The following is a 20,298-nucleotide window of genomic DNA, read 5'->3' as shown; positions in this document are numbered from 1 at the left end:
ATCACCAGCACTGCGCGTGACGGCCGAGCCGGCGAGGCGGTCACGTGAGCGAGGGACTGCACCTGGTGCTCGGTGACGAGGAACTGCTCGTCGAGCGCGCCGTGGCGAGCGTGTTGCGGGCGGCGCGTAAACGGGCCGGCACCACCGACGTCCCGGTGGACCGGCTGCGCGCCGGGGAGGTGAGCACCAGCGAGCTCGCCGAACTGCTGAGCCCCTCGCTGTTCGCCGACGAGCGGGTGGTGGTGCTGGAGGCAGCCGGTGAGGCCGGCAAGGACGCGGTGGCGCTGATCGTCAGCTCGGCCGCAGACCTGCCGCCGGGCACCCTGCTGGTCGTGCTGCACTCCGGGGGCGGGCGCGCCAAGGCGATGGCCGGCCAGCTCGAAAAGCTTGGCGCCGAGGTGCATTCCTGCGCCAAGATCACCAAACCGGCCGAGCGTGCGGATTTCGTCCGGCGCGAGTTCCGCGCATTGAAGACGAAGGTCGACGATGCCACCGTCACCGCGATCCTCGACGCGGTGGGCTCCGACATCCGCGAACTGGCGGCGGTGTGTTCGCAGTTGGTGGCCGACACCGACGGTCCGGTCGACGTCGCCGCGGTCCGCCGCTATCACAGCGGGAAGGCCGACGTGAAGGGGTTCGAGATCGCCGACAAGGCGGTCACCGGTGACGTGCCCGGCGCGGCGGAGGCGCTGCGCTGGGCCATGCACAGCGGAGAGCCGCACGTGGTGCTGGCCGACGCGCTGGCCGAGGCTGTGCACACGATCGCCCGGGTCGGACCGGTGCAGGGCGACCCCTACCGGCTCGCCGGCGAGCTCGGCATGCCGCCGTGGCGCATCCAGAAGGCGCAGAAGCAGTCGCGGCGATGGTCACGCGACCGGGTTGCCGAGGCGATCCGGGTGGTCGCCGCGCTCAATGCCGATGTGAAGGGTGCCGCCGCCGATGCGGACTTCGCCCTGGAGAAGGCGGTCCGCCGGGTGGCTGAGCTGGCGTCGGACTGACGGCGACCAGCCGGCACAGCGCGCGGCCTGCGGGCGGTGCGCAGCGGGCCTGACGGCACAGCGCACGCGTTCTGCGGCCGGTGCGCACCGGGCTTGCCGGTACAGTGCGCGCGGCCTGCGGGCGGACATCAGGCCGCCGACCCGGCCGACCCCGGGCACGCAAAAACCCGCGCGTGACGATCATCGTCGACGCGCGGGTCAGTCGAACAGCGTCAGAGCTTGTTGACGGCCAGCGACAGCGCAGACTTCTTGTTGGCCGCCTGGTTCTTGTGGATGACACCCTTGCTGGCGGCCTTGTCGAGCTGACGGTTGGTCGCCACCAGCAGAGCGCCGGCCTTGTCCTTGTCGCCGGCCTCGATGGCCTCGCGCAGTCCGCGGACAGCCGTGCGCAGCGACGACTTCACGGACTGGTTGCGCAGACGCCGGCGCTCGTTGGTCTTGATGCGCTTTTCCTGCGACTTGATGTTGGCCACGCGTGTAGTTCCTTCGCAAAACGTCGGTTGGTGTAAGTCTTCAAGGCCCGGCTGATCAACGACCGCTGGGCAGCGGTTGTCCAGGTTACCAGCGCGGGCGCGAAACACCCAAAGCGAGCGGACTAACCTGCCGAAACGCGGGGGATGCGGCAGCATGGCACCGGTGAGTCTACGAACCCTTCCCCATGAGTCCGTCCGCACCTCACGCTCCAACCCCCGCACGGCCAAACGTCAGTCCGGGGTCTTCGACGGCTACGGCGACTCGGGCAGGTACTCCGCGGCCTTCGACGAGATGTTCGACGCCGAAGGCAACGTCCGCGCGCCCTACAAGGGGATCTTCACCGAACTCTCGCCATCGGATGCCTCCGAGCTGGAGGCGCGCTCCGAGGCGCTCGGCCGCGCCTTCGTCGACCAGGGCATCACCTTCTCGCTGTCCGGTCAGGAACGCCCCTTCCCACTCGACCTGGTGCCCCGGGTCATCTCGGCGGCCGAATGGTCCCGGCTGGAGAAGGGCATCGCTCAGCGGGTCAAGGCCCTCGAGCTCTACCTCGACGACATCTACGGCGAGCAGGAGATCCTGCGTGACGGCGTCATCCCGCGCCGACTGGTCACCTCCTGCGAACACTTCCACCGCGAGGCGGTCGGTATCGTCCCGCCCAACGGCGTACGCATCCACGTCGCCGGCATCGACCTGGTCCGCGATGCGCAGGGCACCTTCCGGGTGCTGGAGGACAACCTGCGCTCGCCCTCGGGTGTGTCCTATGTCATGGAGAACCGCCGCACCATGGCGCGGGTGTTCCCGAACCTGTTCGCCAGCCACCGGGTGCGCGCGGTCGGCGACTACTCCTCGCACCTGCTGCGCGCCCTGCGCAAGGCGGCGGCCACCAACGAGGCCGACCCGACGGTCGTGGTGCTGACGCCGGGTGTCTACAACTCCGCCTACTTCGAGCATTCGCTGCTGGCCCGGCAGATGGGCGTCGAGCTCGTCGAGGGCCGCGACCTGTTCTGCCGCGACAACACCGTCTATATGCGCACCACCGAGGGTGAGCGTCAGGTCGATGTCATCTACCGCCGCATCGACGACGACTACCTGGACCCGATGCAGTTCAAGCCGGACTCCGTGCTGGGGGTGGCCGGGGTGGTCAACGCCGCGCGGGCGGGCAACGTGGTCATCTCCAGCGCCATCGGCAACGGCGTCGGCGACGACAAGCTGGTCTACACCTACGTGCCGACGATCATCCAGTACTACCTCGGCGAGAAGCCGCTGCTGGCCAATGTCGACACCTACCGCTGCTGGCTCGACGACGAGCGCGAAGCCGTCCTCGACGCGGTCGCCGACCTGGTGATCAAGCCGGTGGAGGGGTCCGGGGGCTACGGCATCGTGTTCGGTCCCGACGCGTCGCCCAAGGAGCTCGCCGCGATCTCGAAGAAGATCCGGGCCGACCCGCGTGGCTGGATCGCGCAGCCGGTCGTGCAGTTGTCGACGGTGCCGACCAAGATCGACGACAAGCTGGTGCCGCGCCATGTCGATCTGCGCCCGTTCGCGGTCAACGACGGTGACGATGTCTGGGTGCTGCCCGGCGGGCTGACCCGGGTGGCGTTACCGGAGGGATCCCTGGTGGTGAACTCCAGTCAGGGCGGCGGCTCGAAGGACACCTGGGTGCTGGCCTCGCGCACCTCCGCCGCGGATCGGGAGCTGGCCGCCGCCGAGGTGGTGCGCTCGCTGCCCGACACCACCAAGAACGCCAAGGCCTCGGTCGCGGAGAAGGTGTCCCGCAGTAGCAAGGCGGGCCGGGACGGCAAGAGCGAGTCGGCCTCCCAGACCCAGCAGCAGTCGCGCGACGCCTGGGGTTCCTCCGAACAGCAGCAACAGCAACAGCAGCAGCAACAGGCGGAGGTCGACTGATGCTGGCACGCAACGCGGAATCGCTGTACTGGATCGGCCGCTACGTCGAGCGCGCCGACGACACCGCGCGCATCCTGGACGTGGTGGTCCACCAGCTCCTCGAAGACTCCAGTGTCGATCCCGACCAGACGTCGCGGGTGCTGTTGCGGGTTCTGGACATCGAACCGCCCGAACAGCAGTTGGACGTCTGGTCGCTGACCGATCTGGTCGCCTTCAGCCGGGACACCGGCGGTGGTTCCTCGATCGTCGAATCCATCACCGCCGCGCGCGAGAACGCCCGCGGCGCACGCGAAGTCACCTCGACCGAGATGTGGGAGTGTCTCAACACCACCTACAACGCGCTCGCCGAACGCGAGCGCGCAGCCAGGAGGCTGGGCCCGCACGAGTTCCTGGCCTATGTCGAGGGCCGCGCCGCCATGTTCGCCGGGCTCGCCGACTCCACGCTGTCCCGCGATGACGGCTACCGGTTCATGGTGCTGGGCCGGGCCATCGAACGCGTCGACATGACGGTACGCATGCTGCTGTCCCGCGTCGGCGACAGCGGATCGTCGCCGGCGTGGGTGACGGTGCTCAGATCGGCGGGCGCCCACGACACCTATCTGCGCACCTACCGCGGTGTGCTCGATGCCGGCCGGGTGGTCGAATTCCTGCTCCTGGACCGGCTTTTCCCGCGCTCGGTGTTCTACTCGCTGCGGTTGGCCGAGCACAGCCTCGACGAGCTGATCAACAGCAGGCACAACCGCGTCGGCTCCACGGCGGAAGCGCAGCGTCTGCTCGGCCGGGCCCGCAGTGAGCTGGAGTTCCTGCGTCCCGGTCTGCTGCTCGAATCGCTGGAGGACCAGCTGGCCGAACTGCAACGGACCTGCATCGAGGTAGGAGAGGCATTGGCACTGCAGTACTTTCACTCCGCCCCCTGGGTGGCGTGGACCGATGCCGGGCGCGCCAACGGCGCCGTCATCGAAGAGGGGGAGATCTGATGTGGCGCATGCGGGTGGTCCATGCCACGGGCTACGCCTACAAGTCGCCCGTGACGGCATCGTTCAACGAGGCGCGCCTGACCCCGCGATCCGATTCGCGGCAGAACGTCATTCTCAACCGGGTCGAGACCATCCCCGCGACCCGTCAGTACCGCTATGTCGACTACTGGGGTACCGCGGTGACGACATTCGATCTGCACGCGCCGCACGCCGAGTTGGAGGTCACCGCCTCCTCGGTGGTGGAGACCGAGAAACCCGACCTGCCGGAGTCGACGGTCACCTGGGACGATCTCGCCTCCGAAGCGGTGGTCGACCGTTTCGACGAACTACTCACCCCGACGGTCTACACGCCGGCCAGCAAGCGCATCGAGCGGGTCGGCCGACAGTTCGTCAAGAGCTTCGAACCGCAGCAGGCGGTGATCGAGGCCGCGCGCTGGGTCAACGGTGAACTGCAGTACGTGCCGGGAACCACCGGTGTGCACTCGTCGGGGCTGGATGCGCTGCGCGAGGGGAAGGGCGTCTGCCAGGACTTCGCACATCTCACGCTGATCCTGTTGCGCAGCATGGGGATTCCGGCTCGCTATGTGTCGGGGTACCTGCATCCGCGGCGGTCGGCCAAGGTCGGGGAGACCATCGAGGGCCAGAGCCACGCCTGGATCCAGGCCTGGACCGGTGACTGGTGGCACTACGACCCGACCAACGACAAGGACATCAACGAGCAGTACATCAGCGTCGGCGTCGGACGTGATTACGCCGATGTCACCCCGTTGAAAGGCATCTACTCCGGCGAGGGATCCACCGATCTCGACGTCGTCGTGGAGATCACCCGGCTGGCCTGACGCAGACACCGGGATGTACCTGCACCCGGTGCAGGTCGTCACCCAGCTCGATCTGGCGGCCGAATCGGGCCGCGGCCAACGCGCGCCACTGGTCCTCGGTCCCGGGCACCATCGCCGGGACGTAATGCGTCAGGATCAGGATGCCCACTCCGGCCCGGGCGGCGGTATCGGCCGCCTGCTCCACGGTGGAGTGGTAGTCGCAGATGTCGCGGATCCGCTGCAGCGGCACGGCGTCGACCAGATCCTTGCGGATCACGGTGTGCACCAAGGCGCCGGCACCGGCGGCCAGCGTGTCGAGCGACGCGCACGGGACGGTGTCACCGGCCAGCACAACCGACGCCCCGGCGTGTTCGACGCGGAACCCGATCGTCGGCGCGACCGGGCGGTGATCGGTGGGCGCGGCCAGTACGCGCACCTCGGCCGTGTCCCACACCGTGCCGTCGGTGTACTCCGACACCTGCACCTGCGGTGGCCCGGTCAGGTCGGCGTGGTGGGCGATGCGGTAGCCGATGTCGTGGCCGAAGGCCGTCAGCATCGCCTGCACCGCCGCCGCGGTCCCGGGTGGGCCGATGATCGGCAGCGGTGCCGGGTCCGGGCCGAAGGTGCTGATCCACCGGGTGATCAGCACATCGCCCAGATCGGCGATGTGGTCACTGTGCAGGTGGGTCAGCAGCAGCGCGCTGAGCTGGTTGGCCGCCGATCCGGCCGCGGCCAACCGCTGCAGCACCGCGCGACCGCAATCGACCAGGAACGTCTGCCCGCCGGCCCGGACCAGGGTGGACGGGCCGGCCCGCGCGGGGTCGGGGATGGGACTGCCGGTGCCCAGCAGCGTCACCTCGATCATGGGCCCACATATACGCGGATTCGGGCGCCGAGTGCGGACAATCGACCAATCGGGTGCCGATCGGAGGCTGATCGGACGTAGCCTGGAGTGTGTCCGGAGTCACATTCGCAGGAGGTCGCCATGCGGATCGCCGATGTGCTGAAGGCCAAGGGTGCGGCGGTCGCGACCATCACGCCGGAGACATCGGTCGCCGACCTGCTGGCCGGACTGGTCGAGCGGAACATCGGAGCGATGGTGGTCGTCGGTCCGGATGGTCCGGTGGGCATCGTCTCCGAGCGGGATGTGGTGCACCGGCTGCACGCGCTGGGCGCCGATCTGCTGACCAGGCCGGTCAGCGAGATCATGACCACGCATCTGGTGTTCTGCGCACCGCAGGATTCGGTCGACAGCCTCACCGCGGCGATGACGCATCACCGGGTGCGACACATCCCGGTCCTGGCGGACGGCAGGCTCGCCGGCATCGTCAGCATCGGTGACGTGGTCAAGTCGCGCATGCAGGAACTGGAATCCAGCACAGAGCACTTGCAGGCGTACATCACGCAGGGCTGAATGGATGGTGTGAGCGATCCCGAGGTGCGACCCGCCGTCCGATCGGACATCGCGGAGCTGTCGAAGGTGCTGGGCCGCGCCTTCTTCGACGATCCGGTGATGGCCTGGATGCTGCCCGACCCGCAGGCGCGGCGGCACAAACTGCACAAGCTGTTCGCGGCGCTGACCCGCCACCATCATCTGGCTCGCGGCGGGGTGGAGGTGGCCGGCGCGGCGTCCGGTATCGCGGCCGCGGCCCTGTGGGATCCCCCGGGGCAGTGGCGGCACACCACCGCCGAGGAACTGCGCGCCGCGCCGTCGATGCTGCTCACCTTCGGTGCCGCGGTACGGCGCGGCATGGCTGTGTCGGAGTTGATGAAACAGTCGCATCCGGATGAGCCGCACTGGTATCTCGCGGTGATCGGCAGCGATCCGCAGGTACGCGGCGGCGGTTACGGGCATGCCCTGATGCGGTCGCGGCTCGACCGCTGCGACGCCGAGTTCGCCCCCGCCTACCTGGAGTCCAGCAATCCCGACAACATCGGCTACTACCAGCGTTTCGGCTTCGAGGTGACCGGGGAGATCACGGTTGCCGGCGGCGGGCCGACGCTGTATCCGATGTGGCGCAATCCGCGGTGACCCCGGGCGTTCCTGCCGCACGGTAGAGTCCGGTTCGACCAGCAGGGGAATCCGGTGACAATCCGGAGCTGACGCGCAGCGGTATGAGGTCTGACCTCGAAGCCCGAATGCCTGCGGTCGTTGAACCGTCGACGGCCCCGCGCCTGGGCCCTGCACCGAAGGATGTCACTGCTGTGCGTGCATTGATCACGCTTGTCTGCCTCGTTCTCGCCATCACCGCCTGCAGCCGGTCCGATGCGCCCGCCCCGGTGCCGTCGGCCGCCGCGCAGGCCGGCCACACCAGCTACCCACTGACACTGCAGAACTGCGGTGTCGAGGTCACCTTCGAGCGGGCACCGCACCGCGCGGTCTCGCTCTATCAGGCGTCCACCGAGATCCTGCTGTCGTTGGGGTTGGCCGACCGCATGGTCGGCACCTCGACCTGGTTCGACCCGGTGCTGCCCGACCTGGCGGCCGACAACGAGCGGGTGCCGCGGATCGCCGACAACGACCCGAGCCTGGAGGCGGTGCTGGACCTCGAGCCCGATCTCATCACCTCGGCGAGCGCGCACACCTTCACCGCCGCGGTCGTCGGTGAGCGCGCCCGACTGGCCGACCTCGGCATCCCCAGCTATCAATCGCCGTCGGTGTGCACCGACGCCGTCGTGGAGGGCGAGACGGTCACCCGCACCGGCCCGCTGCGAATGGACACGCTGTTCCGCGAGATCACCGAACTGGCACAGATTTTCGATGTGCAGGACCGCGGAGCCCGGCTGGTGGACGAACTGCGCAAGCGGCTCGAGGACGCCCCGACCGGCCCGGCGCGGGACGCCACCGTCGCGTTCTGGTTCTCCGGACTGCGCACCCCGTATCTGGCCGGCTGCTGTTCGGCGCCCGGTCTGTACGCCCGGGAAGTGGGGGCCACCAACGTGTTCGCCGATGCGCACGAGGACTGGCCCGAGATCAGTTGGGAGGCATTGGCAGACCGTGATCCCGATGTCCTGGTGCTGGCCGACCTGAGCCGCAAGCGCATCGACGGTGACGCCCTGGACACCAAGATCGCGTTCCTGGAATCCAATCCGGTCACCCGGACCATGACCGCGGTGCAGCAGCGGCGCTATGTCGTGCTGTCCGGCTCGGAGCTCGACCCCGGCATCCGCCAGATCGACGCGGTGGAAAAACTCGCCGCGGGGTTCACGACGGTCGGGGAGCCGCAGTGATCGGCCGCGGGATCGTTGTGCTGGCCGCGGTACTGGCGCTCGGCGGTTGCGGGCAGACCGCGGCATCGGAGCGGCAGGACGGCGCGGCGACGGGTTTCCCGATCACGGTGTCCAACTGCGGCCGCGATGTCGTCATCGACGCACCGCCGCAGCGCGCGGTCGCACTGAACCAGGGGTCCACCGAGATCCTGCTGTCGCTGGGGCTGGCCGACCGGATGGTGGGCACCGCCACCTGGACCGACCCGGTCCGGTCGAACCTCGCCGAGGCCAATGCCGGCGTGCCGAAGCTGGCCGAGAACAAGCCGTCGCTGGAAACGGTGCTGGACACCGAGCCCGATTTCGTGTCGGCGTCGTTCGCCGGAACCCTCGGCCCCGGCGGTGTGGCCGACCGTGATCAGTTCGCGTCCCTGGGTGTGCCCACCTATCTGGCGCCGAGCGATTGCGTGGGCAAGGTCTCGGTCAACGCCGACGGCGCGCGCACCGAACCGTTCACCATGGACGCCGTCTACACCGAGATCCGGGATCTGGCCCGCATCTTCGGCGTCGTCGACCGCGGTGAGGACCTGGTCGCCGAGCTGGAGCAGCGGATGCAGGCCAGTCGGCTGACCGCCGACGCCGACCTGGCCTACTGGTTCTCCGACATCCGCGCCCCGTACTTCGGGGGTTGCTGCGGCTCACCCGGGGTCATCACCGACACCGTCGGCGCCCGCAACATCTTCCTCGACACCACCGAGGAGTGGCCGCAGGTCAGCTGGGAGGTGATCGCCGACCGCGACCCGGACGTGCTGGTGCTCGCCGATCTGAGCCGACGTACCATCGACGGTGACGCTCTGGACGCCAAGATCGCGTTCCTGGAGGGCAATCCGGTGACCTCGCGGCTGGCCGCGGTGCAGCAGAAGCGCTACATCGTGGTCAACGGCGCCGACCTGAACCCGTCGATCCGCACCGTGGACGGTGCCGAGAAGGTCGCCGAGGGACTGCGCCGCTTCGGATTCGCCGCCGAACGGTGACGCTGCGCACGCCGTCGCCGGCCGTCCTGTGGGTGCTCGGCCTGGTATTGCTGGTCGTCTCCGGTGCGGTGGCCATCACGATCGGCCCGGCCGCCCTCTCGGTCGCCGACGTGTACGGCATCGTTGCCGAACACCTGGGTGCCGGCCCGTCGGGCGCCACCAGGATCCAGGACGGCATCGTCTGGCAATTGCGGTTACCGCGGGTGCTGCTGGCGGCGGTCTGCGGTGCCGGACTGGCGCTGTGCGGGGCGATCCTGCAGTCCCTGCTGCGTAATCCGCTGGCCGACCCCTTCGTGCTCGGGGTGTCCTCGGGTGCGTCGACCGGGGCCGTGCTGATCGCGGTGCTCGGTGTCGGGGCGGGCACGTTGACGCTGTCCGGGGGTGCGTTCGTCGGCGCGGTGCTCTCCTTCGGGGTGGTGCTGCTGCTCGCCTATGCCGCCGGCGGCGGCACCGACCGGGTGGTGCTCGCCGGCGTGGCTGCCACCCAACTGTTCTCGGCGCTCACATCGTTCATCGTGCTGTCCTCGGCCGATGCCGAGCAGACCCGCGGTGTGCTGTTCTGGTTGCTGGGTTCGCTGGCCGGGGTGTCCTGGACCGACGTCGCCGTGTGCAGCGCGGTCGTCGGCATCGGCCTGGTGTGCTGCCTGGCCTACGCCCGGGCGTTGGACGCCTTCGCCTTCGGCGATGACGCCGCCGCCTCACTCGGGGTGTCGGTGCGGCAGGCGCGCATCGTGCTGCTGGTGATGACGGCACTGATCACCGCGGCGCTGGTCAGTGCGGCCGGTGCGATCGGGTTCGTCGGACTGGTGTTGCCGCACGCGGCCCGGTTTGTCGTGGGGCCCGCGCATCGGCGGCTGTTGCCGACGGTGGCGATCTTCGGTGCGGTGTTCATGGTGTGGGTGGATACCCTGGCCCGCACCGTCTTCGCCCCGCAGGAGCTGCCCACCGGCGTGGTGACCGCACTGCTCGGAGTACCGGCGTTTGCGCTGATCCTGTTGCGCCGCCGGGGGATGCCGTCATGACGCTGAAGGCCGATCAGGTCAGCTGGACGCGTTCGGGTCGGCTGGTGCTCGACGGCGTCACCGTCGAGCCGGCACCGGGCAGCACCGTCGGCCTGCTGGGCCCCAACGGCTCGGGCAAGTCGTCATTGCTGAAGCTGCTGGCCGGGGTGGACCGGCCCGATCGGGGCATCGTGGCACTCGACGGTGAACCGGTCGCGCGGGTGCCGCGGCGGGCGCTGGCCCGGCGGGTGGCGATGGTCGCCCAACACAACGAGACCGAGCTGCACATCACGGTGCGCGATGTGGTGCGGCTGGGCCGGATTCCCTACACCGGGATGATCGGGACCGACACCGAGGGGACGGCCGTGGTCGACGGTGCACTGGCCGCCACCGGGCTGCAGGACATGGCCGGGCGGTACTGGCACACGCTGTCCGGCGGGGAACGGCAGCGGGTACAGATCGCCCGGGCGCTGGCGCAGGACCCGGATCATCTGCTGCTGGACGAACCGACCAACCACCTCGACATCGCCCACCAGCTGGAGATCCTGACGCTCGTCCGACGGCTGGACATCACGACAGTCGTCGCGCTGCACGACCTCAACCTGGCGGCGATGTTCTGCGACCACATCGTGGTGCTCTCCGACGGTGCGGTGGTGGCCGCCGGCACGCCGGCAGATGTGCTGACCGAACAACTCATCGGTTCGGTCTACCGGGTGCGCTGTCACGTCACCGTCGAAGACGGCCGGCCGCACGTCCGTTTTGCGCTGCGCTAAGCGCTGGTGCCCAGCGGTTGCGCAACCTGATCGGCCAGCGAGTTGTCGGTGAACGCGCCGCGGTAGCGCGCGGCGGGATGACGGTCCGGCAACCGGTCGCCCTTGCCGAGCAGCTTGTGCCGCAACGTGCCCGACTTGTCGGTGCCGATCAGCCCGCGTTCGCGCAGCGTGGGGAACAGCCGGTCGGCGACCTCCCGGAAGGACTGCGGCACCGTGGCGTGGTAGACGTTGATGCCGTCGACACCGGCCTCCCGCCACTCTTCCAAGCGGTCCGCGATCTCGTCCGGGGTGCCCACCACCCGGTTGGCGCCCTCCATCACCCAGGCCATGTCCCGGATGGTGGGTTCGTCGTTGCCGGACACCTCGGCGGCCCAGCGTTTGAAGCTCTGGATGCCGGTGAACTCGCCGAGCTCACTGATCGGGGTGTCCAGCGGCAGGCTGCCCGCATCGACGCCCGCATCGCCGAGCGCGTGCAGGGCGATGCCCTCCAGATCGAGGTATCGCTTGAGCTCATCGTTGCGCCGGATCGCGTCGGCGTGGGTGTCGCCGATGACGAACGACAGTCCCTGGGCGAATGTGATGTCGGACGGGTCGCGCCCGTATTCGGCGGCCAGCGCCCGGGTTTCGGTGGTCAGCTGGTAGGCGTCCGCCGGCGACGGACTGCCGATGTAGACGCCTTCGGCATTGCGGGCGGAGAACAGCTGGCCGGCCGGCGAGGACCCGGCCTGGAAGAGCACCGGCGTGCGCTGCGGGGACGGCGAGGTGAAATGCGGCCCCTCGACGCTGTACCGCGGCCCGACGTGGTTGATCCGGTGGATCTTCGCCGGGTCGGAGTGCACGCTGCGCTCCTTGTCCTGTACCAACGCATCCTCGTCCCAGGAACCCTCCCACAGCTTGTAGGCGACGTCGACGTACTCGTAGGCCCACTCGTAGCGCTGGTCATGGGCCAGCGTGCCCTCATGGCCGAAGCTGCGGAACATGTTGGCGTTGAAGCTGGTGACGATGTTCCAGCCCAACCTGCCCTCGGTGTAGTGGTCCAGCGAGGACATCCGCCGGGCGAAGTTGAACGGGTGATCCTGGATGATCGAGCTGGTGAACACGATGCCCAGGTTCTCCGTCGCCGCCGCCAGCGCCGAGGCCAGCACCGACGGATCGTTCACCGGGATCTGGATGCCGGCTTCGACGGATTTGCGCCAGTTGCCGTTCCACGGCGCCCGCAGCCCGAAGACGTCGGCGAAGAACAACAGGTCATAGCCGGCCTTGTCGACCTCGGCGGCCAGTGACGTCCAGTGCCGCAACGAGTTGAACCGGTGGTTCTGCGCCTCCGGTGCCCGCCACAACCCGTGCAGCACATGGGAGGCGGTGTTCATCACGAACGCCGAGTAGTACAGCGGTTTGCGGTCGCGGGCCGTCATGAGCTGGCCCCGGGCCCCGCCGAGTCCGACTCGCCGATCGGGCCGAGGGTGTCGCGGATGAGCGCGTTGTCGGTGGTCTGCAGGAACTCCGCGATCTTGGGATCGGTGAAGGTGGCGATCAGCTTCTGCACATTCGGATCGTCGAGGTGCTTGTTGCTGACCACGAGTCCGCCTTCGCTGCCGACCGGCGCGGGATGCCGGTCCAGGATCTGGTCTTCGCGCAGCCCGGCGGCATAGACATCGGAGATGTGCACCACGACGGCGTCGACATCGGCGAGGCTGCGGGCCAGCTGACCGATCGGCACCTGGACGAACTCGTAGTTCTTCGGGTTGGTTGCGACATCGCTGAGCTGGGGCAGACCCTCGACGGTGTCCTTGCCGGGCTTGAGCGTGATCTGACCGGCCTCGGCGAGGTCCAGCAGGGCGATGGCCTGGCCGGCCGGGTCGTCGCGCAGCGCGATCTTGGCGCCGGCGGGCAGTTGGTCCCAGCTGTCGTACTTGTCGGAGTAGGTGGCCTGGTCCCAGGTGAACGTCGGTGCGGCCAAGGTCAACTCGAATCCGTTGGCGGCGATGGCGTCGTTGAGGAAGGGCTGGTGTTCGAAGAAGTTGCCGGCCACCGTCCCGGCATCGACGGCCCGGTTGATCTCGATCAGGTTGTCGATCTGGACCGGCTTGATGGTGATGCCGTGATCGGGTGCCACGTTCTCACTGATATAGGCCAGCAGGTTCTCGGCGGCGATGTCGGTGCTCCAGGTCGCCACTTCGAGTTCGGTGCCGAACGGCTGGTCGCGGTTGGACACCTGGCTGTAGGCGACACCGCCGGCCGCCACCACCACGGCCGCGGCGGCCACGGCGATCCACGGCCAGCGCTTGCGTTGCTTGATCTCGATGTCGACGCCGGGGGCGGCGCTGCTCTGGTCTGCCACAGTGTTCCTTCTGTTCTTGGTCGGGGTCAGCGGGTGAGGGTTTTGACGACACGATCACCGGTGAACTGCACCAGCTGGATGGTGAGGATCAGCGCGATCACGGTGGCGATCATGATGTTGTCGTCAAAGCGGTTGTAGCCGTACGTGATGGCCAGATGACCGACGCCGCCCGCGCCGATGGATCCGGCGATCGCCGAATACTCGATCATGGCGATGGTGTTGACGGTCAGTGCCCCGGCCAGGGCCGGCAGGGCCTCGGAGAGCTGTACCGACCGGATGACCTGGACATGGGATCCGCCCGATACCAGTCCCATGTCGGCGACATCGGAGCGGACTTCACGCAGCGCGTTCTGCACCAGGCGGGCGAAGAACGGGACACCGGCAACCGTCATCGGCACAATTGCCGCCGCGATGCCGATGGTGGTGCCCACGATGAACCGGGTGACCGGGATGATGGCGGCCATCAGGATCAGGAACGGCAGTGAGCGGCCGATGTTGACGATGGTGTTCAGTACGGTGAACACCCGCGGATTCGGGAACAGCCCGAACGACGAGGTGTTGTGCAGGACGATGCCCGCGGGTGTACCGATCAGCACGACGAGGGTCATGGTGACGCCGACCATCACCCAGGTCTGGCCGTAGGCGGGCAGCAGTAGATCGGGCACCCGCGACCAGGGGGTGCTGAAATCCTCGGCGGCGAGCAGGTTCACGCGGCTGCCTCGCCGCCGGCGGTGTCGACGGCACGCACGTGCAGGCCCCGGTCGCGCAGGTGCTCGGCAAAGCCGGCCGGCGCGGTGGGGGAGATGGCCAGCACCGCGCGCCCGACCGCGACCCCGCGGATGGATTCGACGCTGGCGCTGAGCACGCTGACCTGTGCGCCGGCCAGTCCCGGGGTGTATCCGATGGAGGTCAGCCAGTCCAGCGGCACGTCGCGCGAGGCATAGGACACCTCCCACACGTCACCTGCGTTGCGCACCGGCACACTGGGCCGGTCCGGCAGGAGTTCATGCGCCAGAGCGGAATTCGGGTCGAGGATGATGTCCTCGACCGAGCCGCTCTCGATGATGCGGCCGTTGTCGATGCGGGCCACCGAGTCGGCGATCTCGCGCACCACCTCCATCTCGTGGGTGATCAGGATGATCGACAGCCCGAACTCGTCGCGGAGATGGCTGAGCAGTCCCAGGATCGACTTGGTGGTGGCTGGATCCAGCCCGGAGGTCGCCTCGTCGGAAAGCAGGTTGGACGGTCCGAGCGCGAGCGCCCGGGCGATGCCGACACGCTGCTTTTGTCCGCCGGAGAGCTGGGCGGGGAAGAACTCGCGGCGGTCGCTCAGCCCGACCCGCTCCAGCAGCTCGTCGACACGTTTGGTCACCGAGGCCTCGGTCGCGTGCAGATATTGCAGTGGCAGCGCGATGTTCTGCGCGACGGTGCGGCGGCGTAGCAGTGGAGCGGTCTGGAAGATCACGCCGACGCTGCGGCGTGCGGTCAACAATTCGGCCCGGTCGAGCCGGGTGAAGTCCTTACCGTCGACACGGACGGTGCCGCTGGTCGGCCGCTCGAGGAAACTGACGCAGCGCGACAGGGTGCTCTTGCCGGCACCGCTGGGCCCGACCACGGCGAGGATCTCGCCGCTGCCGACCGACAGCGAGATGTCGTCGAGGACGGTGCGGTCGCCGAACCGTTTGGTCAGGTTCTCGATCTCGATCACAGGACTGCTCTCTCATGGGACGGTGTGGCCGTGCTCGTTGCACGGCTGTGTCACAACACACAGGTGCCGTGACACGCATCGAACCCGGCCGGGTGCACACCGAATGGCGTTGAGGTGGGGGAACGCCGGGCGGCGTCGGCCGGGGAACTCGCCAAAGGTACGCATCGCTGCGGCGCCGCGTAAGGGTAGCGATCTGGCTGATTCGAAATGCGTCGACGTTTTTCCAAAAGGCTTGTAGCTGATTACTTTTGTGTGGTGTCAGCGCAACGAGTGACCTCAGCGAAACCACGGTTCGGGGTGTGGGCCAATGTGCACGGCACGATGGCCGCGCTGGGCCACCCCGATGATCCGGTCGACGCGTCCTGGTCCCGGGTGCGCGACCAGATCCTGTTGGCCGAACGGCTGGGCTTCGACTCGACGCTGATCGCCCAGCACACCATGAACCCGTTGGGTGAGGACCTCGATCAGCTCGATGCCTGGAGTGCGGCCGCGGCCCTGGCGGCGCTGACCGAATCCATCGAGATCATCGCGGCTGTCAAGCCGTCGATCATCCACCCGACGATCCTGGCCAAACAGGCTCAGGGCATCCAGCAGATCAGTGGTGGCCGGTTCGCGGTCAACGTCGTCAATGCCTGGTGGATCCCGGACCTCGAACGTTCCGGGATCGGGATGTTGGAGCACGGGGAACGCTACGTCTACGGCACCGAATGGTTGCATGCGGTGCGCAAGCTGCTGTCGGGTGAGCGGACCACGCTGCGCGGGAAGTACTTTCAGATCGATGACTTCGTGATCCGGCCCGCTCACACGCGGCCACGGATCTACCTCGGCGGCGAATCCGAGCAGGCCCGCACACTGGCCGCCGCCGAGGCCGATGTGCTGTTCCTCAACGGTCAGGCACCCGAGCAAGCCCGGACGCTGCTCACCGATGTGCGGCGCAGGCCGCGAACGGGTGCACCGCTGCGATTCGGCCTGGCGGCCTTCGTCGTCACCGCGGCCACCGGCCGGGAAGCCGCCGAACTGATGCATCAGCACTGGGATCTGCAGCGTGCCGACAAGGCCGGCGCCGGTGACACCATCGACCGGTTCAGCCGTGACACCGATCCCGCCTCACCGATGTGGCAGCGCCTGAGTGCGCTGCCACATGTCGGCCCCAACGGCGGTACCGCGGCCGGTCTGGTGGGTGACTACGACACCGTCGCCCAGCGCATCGTGGACTGGTTCGCCGACGGGATCGAGACGTTCATGTTGGCGTTCCAACCGTTCGAGGCCGAGATGGAGCGCTTCGCCGGCGAGATCCTGCCGCGGGTCGATGCGCTGCTGAAGCGGGAGAGTCTGGCGTCATGACACTGAAGTTCCACTGGTATCTGCCCACCCATGGCGACACCACGACGATCGCGGACAACCGGGGTGACGCGGCGACCCGCGCGCAGTCGCATCTGCAGCCGACGCTGGAGAACCTGACCGCGCTGGTGCGTACGGCGGAGGATCTGAGATTCGAGGCGGCGTTGACACCGACCGGATCGCATTGCGAGGACTCGTGGTTGGCGACCGCGGCGTTGGCCCAGCACAGCGAGCGGCTCAAGTTTCTGGTGGCGTTCCGGCCCGGTGTGCTCTCGCCCACGCTGGCCGTACAGCAGGTCAGCACGTATCAGCGGTTCACCGGAAACCGCTTGGCGCTCAACATCGTCACCGGTGGTGACGACTCGGAGATGCGCCGGTACGGCGATGCGATCGACAAGGCCGCGCGCTACCGGCGCACCGCCGAGTTCCTCGCCGTTGTCCGCGGCGCGTGGAGCAATCCGGAGTTCACCTTCCGCGGCGAGTTCTATGACGTGCAGGCGGCCCGGACGGCCTACCCGGTGCAGACCCTACCGACGATCTATTTCGGGGGGTCGTCCCCGGAGGCGATCGAGGTGGCCGCCGAGCATGCCGATGTCTACCTGACCTGGGGTGAGCCGCCGGACCAGGTCGCCGAGAAGATCGGGCGGGTACGCGCCGCGGCGGCACGTCGCGGCCGCGAGCTGAGGTTCGGCCTGCGGCTGCACACCGTCGCGCGGGCCACCGAGGAGCAGGCCTGGCAGCGTGCCGATGAGCTGATCGCCGGCCTGGACCCCGCGGCCGTGCGCCGGGCACATGAGCGGTACCTCACCAGCGGTTCGGAGGGGCAGCGCCGGATGGCCGCGCTGACCAGCGGCGAGTTGGTCGACGCGCGGAGCCTGGAGGTGCATCCCGGACTGTGGGCGGGGCCGAGTCTGCTGCGCGACGGTGCCGGTACCGCGGCGATCGGCAGTTACGAGCAGGTCGCCGAGGTGTTCGCCGAGTACGCCCGGTTGGGGATCAGTGAGTTCGTGCTGTCGGGTTATCCGCAGGCCGACGAGATCCACCACGTCGGGCGGGGCGTGCTGCCGCTGGTCCGCGCGGGCGTGCCGGTCTGACTCAGAGCGCCTTCGCGGCGAACCTCAAGACGCCTTCGCGGAGGCGAACCTCAAGACGCCTTCGCGGAGGCGATGATCAAAACCACGAGAACTCGGCGCGCAGCCGGGTCGCGATCACGTCGAACTTCTCGCGCGACAGGATGGCGCCCTCGCGGCGGATCCCGTCCTCGGGAACGTCGAGTACCCGGTCCAGGCGCACCCAGCTCGGCCGGCCTTCGTAGTCCCAGCTGCCGGTCCCGATGCCGACCCAGTCCCCGTCCTCGGCGTGCCGGTCCTGGCTGGACAGCATCAGCCCGAGCAACATGCGGTGATCGCGGCCGACCACCAGTACCGGCCGGTCCTTGCCGCGGGTCGGGTCGTCCTCGTAGACCACCCAGGTCCACACGATCTCGCCCGGATCGGCCTGACCGTCCAGGTCGGGGGAGTATTCGATGCGCCGGGCCCGGTGCGCGGTCGGCACGCTGGCGCTGGTCACCGGGCGCCCGGCGGTGATCGCGGTGGGCTGCTGTTGGGCGGCCTGCGAGCCGGCCAACGCCTCCAGGCCGATCTTGAGACCCTGCTGCAGCACCCGCTCGGGCTTGGGCAGCTGGCGGATCAGCTTGGGGGCTTCCTTGAACACGATGTTCTCGGCCAGGCGTTGAAAGGCCTTCCATTGGGACGCCATGAGAACGAGCATAGGTCTTGCGATTGTGAAGCGAGCGCCTGCTGTCGATACGCTGGACCCACCTATCGCGCTTCGACCAGGAGATTCCCAATTAGTAGTTTCGCCGACAAGACGTTCACCGCGCCGGCGCAAATCCGGAACTTCTGCATCATCGCCCATATCGACCACGGCAAATCCACGTTGGCCGACCGGATGCTGCAGCTCACCGGTGTCGTCGACGACCGCTCCATGCGTGCCCAGTACCTGGACCGGATGGACATCGAGCGTGAGCGCGGTATCACCATCAAGGCGCAGAACGTGCGGCTGCCGTGGACGGTGTCGGCGGGCGACGATGCCGGCGGTGAATACGTCCTGCATCTGATCGACACCCCCGGCCACGTCGACTTCACCTACGAGGTGTCCCGCGCGCTGGAGGCCTGCGAGGGGGCGGTGCTGCTGGTCGACGCCGCCCAGGGCATCGAGGCGCAGACCCTGGCGAACCTGTACCTGGCCCTGGACCGGGACCTGACCATCATCCCGGTGCTCAACAAGATCGATCTGCCGGCGGCCGACCCGGATCGCTACGCCGCAGAGATCGCCCACATCATCGGCTGCGAGCCGTCCGATGTGCTGCGGGTGTCGGGCAAGACCGGCGCCGGTGTGCAGGAGTTGCTCGACGAGGTCGTCCGTCAGGTGCCCGCCCCGACCGGCGATCCGGACGCCCCGACCCGGGCGATGATCTTCGACTCGGTCTATGACATCTACCGCGGTGTGGTCACCTACGTGCGCGTCGTCGACGGCAAGATCACCCCCCGCGAGAAGATCGCGATGATGTCCACCGGCGCCACCCATGAGCTGCTCGAGGTCGGCATCGTCTCCCCGGAGCCCAAGGCCTCCGTCGGCCTCGGTGTCGGCGAGGTGGGCTACCTGATCACCGGGGTGAAGGACGTTCGACAGTCCAAGGTCGGCGATACCGTGACGACCGCGCGCAAGGGTGCGACCGAGGCGCTGACGGGGTACCGCGAGCCCAAGCCGATGGTCTACTCGGGCCTCTACCCGGTGGACGGCTCGGACTACCCGAATCTGCGCGAGGCGCTGGACAAGTTGCAGCTCAACGACGCGGCGCTGACCTATGAGCCGGAGACCTCGGTGGCGCTCGGGTTCGGTTTCCGGTGCGGCTTCCTGGGCCTGCTGCACATGGAGATCACTCGGGAACGCCTGGAGCGCGAGTTCAACCTCGACCTCATCTCCACCTCACCGAACGTGGTGTACCGGGTGGAGAAGGAAGACAACACCGAACTGATCGTCACCAACCCGTCGATCTGGCCCGAGGGCAAGGTCCGCGCGGTGCACGAGCCGGTGGTGAAGACCACGGTGATCGCGCCCAGCGAGTTCATCGGCACCATCATGGAGCTCTGCCAATCCCGCCGTGGCGAGCTGCAGGGAATGGACTATCTGTCCCCGGAGCGGGTCGAACTGCGCTACACCATGCCGCTCGGCGAGATCATCTTCGACTTCTTCGACTCGCTGAAGTCGCGCACCCGCGGCTACGCCAGCCTCGATTACGAGGAGGCCGGCGAGCAGGTGGCCGATCTGGTGAAGGTCGACATCCTGCTGCAGGGCGAGGCGGTGGACGCGTTCAGCGCGATCGTCCATAAGGACGGCGCATCGGCGTACGGCAACAAGATGACCACCAAGCTCAAGGAGCTCATCCCGCGCCAGCAGTTCGAGGTGCCGGTGCAGGCCGCCATCGGGTCGAGAATCATTGCCCGCGAGAACATCCGGGCCATCCGAAAGGACGTGCTGTCCAAGTGCTACGGCGGTGACATCACCCGTAAGCGCAAGCTGCTGGAGAAGCAGAAGGAGGGCAAGAAGCGGATGAAGACGATCGGTCGGGTCGAGGTACCCCAGGAGGCCTTCGTGGCCGCACTGTCCACCGATGCTGCAGCGGACAAAGCGAAGAAGTGACTCGGGCCGCGTCATC

The 20,298-nt window shown here is 68.2% G+C and carries 20 protein-coding genes and 1 riboswitch; of the genes, 13 read left to right on the top strand and 7 right to left on the bottom strand.

Translation table 11 applies throughout. The annotated features are described in order from the left end of the window. Positions 1-44: 44 nt before the first annotated feature. Positions 45-998, top strand: coding sequence for a DNA polymerase III subunit delta (gene holA, locus BST17_RS05455; RefSeq protein WP_083055930.1), 954 nt, complete (start codon positions 45-47; stop codon positions 996-998). A 212-nt stretch (positions 999-1,210) separates the two neighbouring features. Here the strand turns inward: holA and rpsT are convergent, their stop codons facing one another. Next, positions 1,211-1,471 (bottom strand): 30S ribosomal protein S20, encoded by a 261-nt coding sequence (rpsT, locus tag BST17_RS05450; RefSeq protein WP_083055928.1) that lies wholly within the window; start codon positions 1,469-1,471, stop codon positions 1,211-1,213. A gap of 154 nt (positions 1,472-1,625) precedes the next feature. Here rpsT and BST17_RS05445 point away from each other — a divergent pair, with 154 nt between their 5' ends. From BST17_RS05445 to BST17_RS05435, 3 genes are read left to right on the top strand one after another with little or no spacing between them, the layout of a single operon-like run. Continuing rightward, positions 1,626-3,377, top strand: coding sequence for a circularly permuted type 2 ATP-grasp protein (locus tag BST17_RS05445; RefSeq protein WP_083055926.1), 1,752 nt, complete (start codon positions 1,626-1,628; stop codon positions 3,375-3,377). After that, positions 3,377-4,354 (top strand): alpha-E domain-containing protein, encoded by a 978-nt coding sequence (locus BST17_RS05440; protein ID WP_083055924.1) that lies wholly within the window; start codon positions 3,377-3,379, stop codon positions 4,352-4,354. Before BST17_RS05445 ends, BST17_RS05440 begins: the two co-directional genes overlap by 1 nt. Then, on the top strand, positions 4,354-5,193 hold the full coding sequence (locus BST17_RS05435) for a transglutaminase family protein (RefSeq protein WP_083055922.1): 840 nt from the start codon (positions 4,354-4,356) through the stop codon (positions 5,191-5,193). Before BST17_RS05440 ends, BST17_RS05435 begins: the two co-directional genes overlap by 1 nt. Here the strand turns inward: BST17_RS05435 and BST17_RS05430 are convergent. Then, positions 5,177-6,037 carry a ribonuclease Z gene (locus tag BST17_RS05430; RefSeq protein ID WP_083055920.1) on the bottom strand — a complete coding sequence of 287 codons (861 nt, stop codon included), beginning with the start codon at positions 6,035-6,037 and terminating at the stop codon, positions 5,177-5,179. The two genes, BST17_RS05435 and BST17_RS05430, sit on opposite strands and share 17 nt — an antisense overlap. Before the next feature lie 120 nt (positions 6,038-6,157). On the opposite strand from BST17_RS05430, the gene BST17_RS05425 reads away from it, so the two are divergent. The 6 genes from BST17_RS05425 to BST17_RS05400 all read left to right on the top strand — a co-directional run bounded on the left by BST17_RS05425 (position 6,158) and on the right by BST17_RS05400 (position 11,187). Beyond that, positions 6,158-6,586, top strand: coding sequence for a CBS domain-containing protein (locus BST17_RS05425; RefSeq protein WP_083056085.1), 429 nt, complete (start codon positions 6,158-6,160; stop codon positions 6,584-6,586). Beyond that, complete coding sequence (locus tag BST17_RS05420; protein ID WP_083055918.1) at positions 6,587-7,204, top strand: GNAT family N-acetyltransferase; 618 nt, start codon at positions 6,587-6,589, stop codon at positions 7,202-7,204. It begins immediately after the preceding gene. After that, a riboswitch (cobalamin riboswitch) is annotated at positions 7,194-7,337 on the top strand. (Overlaps the previous gene by 11 nt.) A gap of 40 nt (positions 7,338-7,377) precedes the next feature. Beyond that, a complete protein-coding gene (locus BST17_RS05415; protein ID WP_083055917.1) occupies positions 7,378-8,403 on the top strand; it encodes an ABC transporter substrate-binding protein in 1,026 nt (341 codons plus the stop codon). Further along, positions 8,403-9,413 (top strand): ABC transporter substrate-binding protein, encoded by a 1,011-nt coding sequence (locus BST17_RS05410; protein WP_407937734.1) that lies wholly within the window; start codon positions 8,403-8,405, stop codon positions 9,411-9,413. Before BST17_RS05415 ends, BST17_RS05410 begins: the two co-directional genes overlap by 1 nt. Beyond that, the gene (locus BST17_RS05405; RefSeq protein ID WP_165762217.1) at positions 9,410-10,435 is read left to right on the top strand and encodes a FecCD family ABC transporter permease; all 1,026 of its coding nucleotides are present in this window, start codon (positions 9,410-9,412) and stop codon (positions 10,433-10,435) included. The genes BST17_RS05410 and BST17_RS05405 overlap by 4 nt, the downstream gene beginning before the upstream one ends. Continuing rightward, entirely contained in the window at positions 10,432-11,187 is a 756-nt protein-coding gene (locus BST17_RS05400; protein ID WP_083055912.1) for an ABC transporter ATP-binding protein, read from the top strand. Before BST17_RS05405 ends, BST17_RS05400 begins: the two co-directional genes overlap by 4 nt. On the opposite strand, the gene BST17_RS05395 is transcribed toward BST17_RS05400, so the two are convergent. The 4 genes from BST17_RS05395 to BST17_RS05380 are packed head-to-tail and all read right to left on the bottom strand — an operon-like array spanning position 11,184 to position 15,236. After that, on the bottom strand, positions 11,184-12,602 hold the full coding sequence (locus BST17_RS05395) for an NtaA/DmoA family FMN-dependent monooxygenase (protein ID WP_083055911.1): 1,419 nt from the start codon (positions 12,600-12,602) through the stop codon (positions 11,184-11,186). The two genes, BST17_RS05400 and BST17_RS05395, sit on opposite strands and share 4 nt — an antisense overlap. Continuing rightward, complete coding sequence (locus tag BST17_RS05390) at positions 12,599-13,528, bottom strand: MetQ/NlpA family ABC transporter substrate-binding protein (RefSeq protein ID WP_083055909.1); 930 nt, start codon at positions 13,526-13,528, stop codon at positions 12,599-12,601. Before BST17_RS05390 ends, BST17_RS05395 begins: the two co-directional genes overlap by 4 nt. A gap of 26 nt (positions 13,529-13,554) precedes the next feature. Then, positions 13,555-14,238 carry a methionine ABC transporter permease gene (locus tag BST17_RS05385; protein ID WP_083055908.1) on the bottom strand — a complete coding sequence of 228 codons (684 nt, stop codon included), beginning with the start codon at positions 14,236-14,238 and terminating at the stop codon, positions 13,555-13,557. Continuing rightward, complete coding sequence (locus BST17_RS05380; RefSeq protein ID WP_083055906.1) at positions 14,235-15,236, bottom strand: methionine ABC transporter ATP-binding protein; 1,002 nt, start codon at positions 15,234-15,236, stop codon at positions 14,235-14,237. Before BST17_RS05380 ends, BST17_RS05385 begins: the two co-directional genes overlap by 4 nt. 321 nt (positions 15,237-15,557) lie before the next feature. On the opposite strand from BST17_RS05380, the gene BST17_RS05375 reads away from it, so the two are divergent. Both BST17_RS05375 and BST17_RS05370 read left to right on the top strand, forming a co-directional pair. Further along, positions 15,558-16,580 carry an LLM class flavin-dependent oxidoreductase gene (locus BST17_RS05375; protein ID WP_234807552.1) on the top strand — a complete coding sequence of 341 codons (1,023 nt, stop codon included), beginning with the start codon at positions 15,558-15,560 and terminating at the stop codon, positions 16,578-16,580. Further along, positions 16,577-17,671 carry an LLM class flavin-dependent oxidoreductase gene (locus tag BST17_RS05370; protein ID WP_083055903.1) on the top strand — a complete coding sequence of 365 codons (1,095 nt, stop codon included), beginning with the start codon at positions 16,577-16,579 and terminating at the stop codon, positions 17,669-17,671. The genes BST17_RS05375 and BST17_RS05370 overlap by 4 nt, the downstream gene beginning before the upstream one ends. A 76-nt stretch (positions 17,672-17,747) precedes the next feature. Here the strand turns inward: BST17_RS05370 and BST17_RS05365 are convergent, their stop codons facing one another. Continuing rightward, on the bottom strand, positions 17,748-18,335 hold the full coding sequence (locus tag BST17_RS05365; protein ID WP_234807540.1) for a type II toxin-antitoxin system PemK/MazF family toxin: 588 nt from the start codon (positions 18,333-18,335) through the stop codon (positions 17,748-17,750). Positions 18,336-18,425: 90 nt separating this feature from the next. On the opposite strand from BST17_RS05365, the gene lepA reads away from it, so the two are divergent. Continuing rightward, a complete protein-coding gene (gene lepA / locus BST17_RS05360) occupies positions 18,426-20,282 on the top strand; it encodes a translation elongation factor 4 (protein ID WP_083056082.1) in 1,857 nt (618 codons plus the stop codon). Positions 20,283-20,298 lie beyond the last annotated feature (16 nt).

Source organism: Mycolicibacterium bacteremicum (assembly GCF_002086115.1).
GTDB classification, from domain to species: domain Bacteria; phylum Actinomycetota; class Actinomycetes; order Mycobacteriales; family Mycobacteriaceae; genus Mycobacterium; species Mycobacterium bacteremicum.
Note: the sequence above shows the minus strand (reverse complement) of the source record. Positions and strands in the feature narration are given on the sequence as shown.